Source organism: uncultured Winogradskyella sp., from assembly GCF_963975125.1.
Classification (GTDB): Bacteria; Bacteroidota; Bacteroidia; order Flavobacteriales; family Flavobacteriaceae; genus Winogradskyella.
Map to the genome: position 1 here is coordinate 1 of NZ_CAXBGB010000115.1, position 7,123 is coordinate 7,123.

Genomic DNA, 7,123 nt, shown 5'->3' on the forward strand with positions numbered 1-7,123 from the left:
GAATAAAGAATGATTTACACTAACATAAATTACATAAAAAGACCCTTTCTAAATTCATAGAAAGGGTCTTTTTATATTCTTAAGAAGCGTTTTACTCTTCTAAACTTATATTTTTAATATTATCTGAATAAACACGATCTATTAAAAGATGTCTTGGATCTATTGCCGCTTTAACTGGTAACGAATCTAATTGAATTGTAATTGACGAATTCTCTTTATTAAACTTCATACGTTTTTGGCTGTATAAACGTTTTTCATCATCATCCATAAAGAAACCGACATCAATCCAATCGTTAATAGCCGTTTTAGTTTCATTTCCTAAACTATCTGGTTTTATTTTAGAGCTTTCAATATCGAGCGTCACTTCATATTTTCCGTTATCTAATTTTTTATAATTAGCTTCTTTCATTCGGTTATCATACAAGGTAATTTCCTTAAACCAATCTGTAATTAGATATTGTAAAGAATCTGGGACTTGCGGCTCTAGATGTCTTAAAAAATCTAATGACGTAGGGTAAGGTGGTTTTTTATAACGATACTCTTCTAAGAAATTCTTCATCGCTAAATTAACTTTGTCCTCTCCAATATAATCTTGCAGTGCATATAAAACAACACTTCCTTTTCCGTAATGGATATAAGCTTGGTTTTCCACTTTATATAATGGTAATTCTTTTAGTCGCTCACCACTTCTCCCTCTTAGATAGCGATCGTGGTCGTATTTAAGAAATTGTCTCATTTTCATTGGGTCATTAGTAATACTTTTTGATGTCATTCTTGAGGCATATTGAGAAAAACCTTCACTAAATAAAGTAGAACCTTGCATGTTTACACCAATTAATTGATGTGCCCACCATTGATGTGCCATTTCATGAGCTATTACGGCATCCACTACGTTATTTCCGGTTTCATCTTCAAGATTAATTATAAATCCTATAGCTTCAGAATAGGGCATGGTTCCTGGAAAAGCTTGTGCAAATGATGCGTATCTTGGAAATTCAATAATTCGACATTGTTTATGATAATAAGGTCCGAAATTTTCTGTAAAGTATGCTAAAGAGCGTTCTACAGCATCTAGCATCATATCCACATTTTCAGGATGCTTTTCGTCGTAATAGACTTCAATATCAATACCATTCCATTTTCGTTTTCTAATTTCATAATCAGCAGACATAAAAGAATAGAAATTTAGCGAAGGAGTGTCCGTTTTATAATGGTAATAATCTCTTCCGTTTTCTTCCCATTTTTTAATTAGAGAACCTGGCGCAATAGCTGTCTGTTCTTTTATAGTTGAGATTACAGTCTCTACATTAATGAAGTCTGACTGACCATTATTAATGTAATTACGATTGTGTAATTCACTTATCTCACCAGATAACTTTGGAGTACGTTCTTTAGGTTTTAGACCATACTTTTTCCGTGTGTTTTTATCTGCTAGTTCATAACCTTCGTTATAACCCATGGTTGGTAAAACATCACCATTATTAAAGAACGTTCCGTTTTTTACAATCATAGTTGGGCCGCGACCATTTTCAAAGCCTTTGGTAATGAATTTATTGTCTACTTTCATTACAATGGTTTCACCTGGTTGTAAAGCTGGTGTCAATTTGTAAATGGTATATAAATAAGTTGAGTCTTTATAAACGGATTTAGCGTATGGTATATTCAGTTTTGTATCCCAACCTTCACCATTAAAAAAGTGAAGTGAATCAATAGGCTTATTAGATTCATTAGTCAATGTTATATCTGCTTTGACATGGATATCTCTTTTATTGGGAAAAATATCTATATAATATTTAGCATCTGTAATTTTAGGATGTATGGCGTTTTTGTACTTGCTGTATTTCTTTTCGAAATCTGCACTAAGTTGTTCTGTAGTATTACTAGAACGATACGGATTTAAAACTTGCGTATTGTAATACACAAAACCAGCAACTCCAAGCCATATAACAGCTATTAAGGCAATAATGCCACGATAGCTTTTCGGCACTTCTTTTCTGGCAGTTTTTATACGACTTAATAGTGAACTTTTAGAACCACGATTCCATAATGCACCTGCAATTAGTAATCCCAAAACAGATAATAAAATCCAATAGAGGTTAAACCATAATTTACTTTTTAAACCAGGTCCAAAAGCGTTCATATCGGAATACATAATAGAAGCTCCACCACCAATACTTAACATATTGCTGCTGATATCTAAAACACTTAAAACGATGTCCCAAACCAATAATACTAATACTGAGATAAAATAGCCAATGTATTTGTTACTAGACAGCACCTGAATTGTAATCATAACACCACCAAATACAATGTATAGCGGGATATTTTCATATAGTAAATCTATTAAGTAAACATCTAATTCTATACGCGTAAAGCCATGAAGTAATTGATAAATAATAGCTATTAGAATAAAGAATAGATTTAAAATAGTAGTTATGCAAACTAGAGATAAGGCTTTAGCGGCCAATGAAATAAATGAGGTATGCGCTGTAGTATCTATCACTTCATTTATTTTAGAATCTCTGTCGCGCCAAATTAATTCGCCACTAAAAAAGATGAGAATGATGACCGTAAAAATATTGGTGTTTCCTTTTATGGAATCGATTAATTTATAAGTAAGCGGATAGGATTGTAGCCCAAAATACTCAAAGCCAGCACTTAAATCTGCAACTAAAATAATAATACAGAACAGAAATAATATCTTAAACGTAACACTCTTTACAATACTCAAAAAGTTAGTGTAAAAGAAACTTTTAAATTGAATCCAGTTGGTTGAAGCATTATAAGTTGGATTTAGCTTTGGCAGCGCAAATACAACATCTTTGTTTGAAGCGCTTATTTTTTCTTTCTTAATTTTTTTATTCTTCTTTGTGAATGAAAAACTAAAATAGGAAATCATTAAAATTATGAATCCGACTCCAGTCCAAATCAATCGATTCCAAAAAAGCACTCCAGAAAAACCAGGACTTATGGTATTCTTTTCAATTGGTGTGAAATATTTAGTTTCAATAGAGTAGGTGTTAATTCCGAATATATCAGATAAACCTGCAATGGTTTCATTATCCACGTCAGACATTAATGAACCAGAAATAATATAGGCCACAATAATTACTAATCCACCAACAAATGAAATAACTGTGCTCTTCCATTTATTTGCCATAGCAAAGATTACAGCTCCAGCTAGAAACATATTAGGAAGTATAAACAGTAAGTAATTATTCACAAAAGTTTCGAGGTAAAATTCCCCATAGCGTGCCGTATCTAACCAGCCAAAAATTGAATTCAAATAAGTACCAAGAAGGATTCCTATAAAAACACCAAGTAATGGCAATGTAGAAACAACAAGCGCACCAAAGAAGCGACCAAAAAAGTAGCCTGGTTTACTTAAAGGCGTTGTAAATAAGATTTCATTGAAATCGTTATTATGATCTCGTAAGGCTGCATTATTAAAGAAAGCTACTGCCATCAAAAGACTAAAAATGCAGAATATAGTGATATGAGTAGTAATGGTATATGGAGAATTACGATAGACATTACCAATAGCTCCACCAATTTGAACATTGTCACTAACTGTGGCAAAGAATTCCATCAATGCCAAAATGAATATGAAAATATACACCATAGGTTGCTTAAGGGTATATTTTAATTCTGATAAAAAGAATGTTTTAAACATGATTAAAATGGTTAGGGATGATTAAACAAGTACGTTAGAAGTGTTGATTTTAGAAAAGAAGACATCCTCTAAATTAGGTGTCACTTGTTCAAATCCGTTTTGTGGATGTTCGTCACTAAATACATGTATAAGCGGTTTTCCACCTACCATTTTATTTGAAATTATTTTATACTCGTTAGCATAATTTTGAAGTTCGTCTCTGCTAACTATTTTATGAAATACTTTACTTCTTAATTCGTCAATGGCAGATTGCGGTGACCCATGATATACAATTTCACCCAAATTCATAATTGCCATTTTGGTGCATAATTCTCTTATGTCATCTACAATATGCGTAGAAAGAATTACAATGACATCCTTACCAACATCAGCTAATAGGTTATAAAAGCGATTACGTTCTCCTGGATCTAAACCAGCAGTTGGCTCATCAACGATGATTAATTTAGGATTTCCTATTAATGCTTGTGCTATACCAACACGTTGTTTCATTCCGCCCGAAAACCCTTTTACAGATTTGTTACGCTTATCGTAGAGATTCACTTTGTCTAATAGATACTTCACTAATTCTTTACGTTCTGAAGTATTAGTGATTCCTTTAAGAATCGATAAATGTGTTAGTAATTGTTCTGCGGTAATACGAGGATAAACACCAAACTCTTGAGGTAAGTAACCTAAAACTTTCCGTAACTCGGCTGGTTGATTTAAAATATCAATATCATCTAAAGTAGCAGTTCCAGAATCAGCTTCTTGGAGTGTAGCGAGCGTTCGCATTAAAGACGATTTACCTGCTCCATTTGGACCCAAAAGGCCAAACATTCCATTTTCTAATTCTAGATTAACATCGACTAAGGCTTTTACGCCATTAGCATAAGTTTTTGATAAATTATTGATTTTTAGCGTGCTCATGGAAGGTTTTTTTGATTGGTTAATTGTTAATATGACGACTAATTTGATAAAGCGTTACAAGTCGACTATAGATTTTTACGAACAACAAGTTATGCCTTTATATATTAAGACGTTAAAAAAGGGAAAAGGGTTGCCTACTAATCATAGTATTAGAAGAGCGAATAATAAAAAGAATAACTAAAATTACTTTTTCAAATACGTAATGAACGAAAATGCATGCTCATGTTTCTCATCAGCATCATGAGTTGTTCTGTTCACTTCTTGCCATTTGGTTTTATTAATAACGGGAAAGAATGTGTCTGCACTTTCAAAAGTAGAGTGTATACGAGTAATTTCAATTGTATCAGCTAAAGACATAGCTTGTTTGTAAATTTCGCCACCTCCAATAATAAAGGGCTGTTTGTCATTTCTAGAAGCATCAAGTGCATCTTCCATATTATTAACAACAATAACACCATCTGGTGCTTGGTAATCTTTTTGCCTTGTAATAACTATGTGTATTCTATTTGGTAATGGTTTTGGAAAACTCTCAAAAGTCTTTCTGCCCATAATAATATGATGACCGTTTGTGAGTTTCTTAAAACGTTTTAAGTCATCACTTAAATGCCAGATGAGGTCATTGTCTTTACCAATAGCATTCTTTTCACCAGCAGCAACAATAATAGTTAACTCATTGGAGTTTTTTTTTTCTGAAGCTTCAGGTAAATCTTTAGCTTCGTTATAGGCTTGTGTCTGTGCGATTTTAGTTTCTTCCTTTAGGAAGTTTTCTTTTAACTTGTCAATACGTTGTTGCTGTTGGTTTACTAATTTATCGAGTTGCCGCTTTTCCCAGTCTTTACCCATAAATTTATTAGTGATAAAAACATTGAAGAAATGATATGCAAAAAGAAATAACCAAGCTAGAATAGCATATACAAACCAATCAATTCCAGCGATTTTAAAATCTTTACCAATACCTAATACTGTATTGGCTAAAATTAAAAATACAGCACCAATTAAAAAGATAACAAAATGAATGTACAAACGCTTCTTTTGCTTAATGCGTTTTTGTGCATTTTCTATGAGTTCTAATTGATCTTTATCTATAGTTGAAACTTGTTTTTTATTTCCGAACATAAACGTAATTTAATAAGTTAAAGATACCTCTTTTTTACTAAATCGTTGTCGTAATTTTTTAGGTTTAAACATTTAGTATTTTCGAAAACGATATAGTCCAAAACCCTCTATATGTTGATAGATTAGCTATTGCTAATATATTAAATTTAGTGTTTAAAAATTATAGAGTATTCAAAATATAATCCCAATTTTATGAAATTAATAATTCTTTTAATTTTAGGCTTTTAAACTTTATTTTGTGTTTTTTTCTTTTATACTTTTGTCTCTTAATTAAATGTATTATTATGGCAATTAAAAAGCAGTATTTAAAAAGTAAGCCAGTTTGTAAGGTAACATTTTCTGTGCCTTCAGAAGAAGCAAAAAGTGTAACTGTAGTTGGAAGCTTTAACGAGTGGAATACTGAAGCAACTGAATTAAAGAAATTAAAGAACGGAACCTTTAAAGGAACTGTTGATTTAGCAAGTGAAAATTCTTATGAATTTAGATACTTAGTTGATGGTAAATCTTACGTCAACGACGAGCAAGCAGATTCTTATGCTTGGAACGACTTTGCAGCAGCAGAGAACTGTGTTATAAAATTATAAGGGAATTCCTTAAAACTAGACATTAAAAAGCGTCTCGATTTATTTCGAGACGCTTTTTTTAATATGTAACTCTTCTAAATACAAACAATACATAATCTTAATAGTTTCATTGAATTAGGTATTAAAAATAAATAGTCATTAAAAGACTAAAGGGAGTGTGAACAGGTTTACCATTTTTTGTTCCTGGCACTTTAAATTTTGGTAAGCGTTTTGCAACTCGGATGGCTTCTTTGGCAATAGCCCGATGATTAGCTTTGGTATTAACATGTTCTACTTTATCTTTTTTATTAATAATAAAATCTACTTGAAATTTTGTAAATTTTTCTAATGGCTTGCGTGATCTGCTATGTCATAATCAAAACTTAATTTAATGAAGTTCTTTATTTTTTCTATTGAGCATTTTTTTGATTCCTCATTAGACATGTCTTTATCACAACCTCTAAAAACAGGATAGGTAGATGCTCCTTTTTCTTTTGGTTCTAGGTTTATTTTAAGTGGGAGTGTATAAGGAACTTTAACAGGTTTACCTCTTATATGTCCTGGTTTTAAATTAGGTATAAGTTTTGCAACTCTAACAGCTTCATTGATTAAATAGTCATCTTTAGCTTCAGCATTGATATCTGTAACTTTACCATCTACATCAACTTTAAATGTTAAAAAGACGCTCTCTAAACCGGGAGACAAATTTGAACCTTCTGGTATAATGGTATTAAAATTATCGTTAAACAGCTGTGCTATTTTTTGAGACATGCACTGCTTTTTTTTGGCATTACTTTTTAGCTTTTCACAGCCTTTATAAAGAGGCACATTCTCAATGATTTTAAATATTTTCGTAACTCTTTTA

At 31.7% G+C, this 7,123-nt stretch carries 4 protein-coding genes and 1 pseudogene; 1 reads left to right on the forward strand and 4 read right to left on the reverse strand.

Going from position 1 to position 7,123, the window contains the following annotated elements; genetic code table 11:
• Window positions 1-91 precede the first annotated feature (91 nt).
• The 3 genes from AAC053_RS13110 to AAC053_RS13120 form a co-directional block, all read right to left on the reverse strand.
• Window positions 92-3,673: a M1 family aminopeptidase gene (locus AAC053_RS13110; RefSeq protein ID WP_339757487.1), complete on the reverse strand. Its 3,582-nt coding sequence runs from the start codon at window positions 3,671-3,673 to the stop codon at window positions 92-94.
• Between the two features lie 21 nt (window positions 3,674-3,694).
• Window positions 3,695-4,579, reverse strand: coding sequence for an ABC transporter ATP-binding protein (locus tag AAC053_RS13115; protein ID WP_339757490.1), 885 nt, complete (start codon window positions 4,577-4,579; stop codon window positions 3,695-3,697).
• A gap of 183 nt (window positions 4,580-4,762) precedes the next feature.
• A complete protein-coding gene (locus AAC053_RS13120) occupies window positions 4,763-5,695 on the reverse strand; it encodes a dihydrofolate reductase (protein ID WP_339757492.1) in 933 nt (310 codons plus the stop codon).
• A gap of 284 nt (window positions 5,696-5,979) precedes the next feature.
• Between AAC053_RS13120 and AAC053_RS13125 the strand changes: the two genes are divergently transcribed.
• Window positions 5,980-6,279: an isoamylase early set domain-containing protein gene (locus tag AAC053_RS13125; RefSeq protein ID WP_339757495.1), complete on the forward strand. Its 300-nt coding sequence runs from the start codon at window positions 5,980-5,982 to the stop codon at window positions 6,277-6,279.
• 324 nt (window positions 6,280-6,603) lie between these two features.
• Here the strand turns inward: AAC053_RS13125 and AAC053_RS13130 are convergent.
• Window positions 6,604-7,123 (reverse strand): annotated as a pseudogene (locus AAC053_RS13130) (hypothetical protein); the annotation flags it as partial.

Bases quoted from the DNA above. Each gene is read 5' to 3' on its own strand.
- AAC053_RS13110 (WP_339757487.1), bottom strand. From the start codon at position 3,673: ATGTTTAAAACATTCTTTTTATCAGAATTAAAATATACCCTTAAGCAA.
- AAC053_RS13125 (WP_339757495.1), top strand. From the start codon at position 5,980: ATGGCAATTAAAAAGCAGTATTTAAAAAGTAAGCCAGTTTGTAAGGTA.
- AAC053_RS13115 (WP_339757490.1), bottom strand. From the start codon at position 4,579: ATGAGCACGCTAAAAATCAATAATTTATCAAAAACTTATGCTAATGGC.
- AAC053_RS13120 (WP_339757492.1), bottom strand. From the start codon at position 5,695: ATGTTCGGAAATAAAAAACAAGTTTCAACTATAGATAAAGATCAATTA.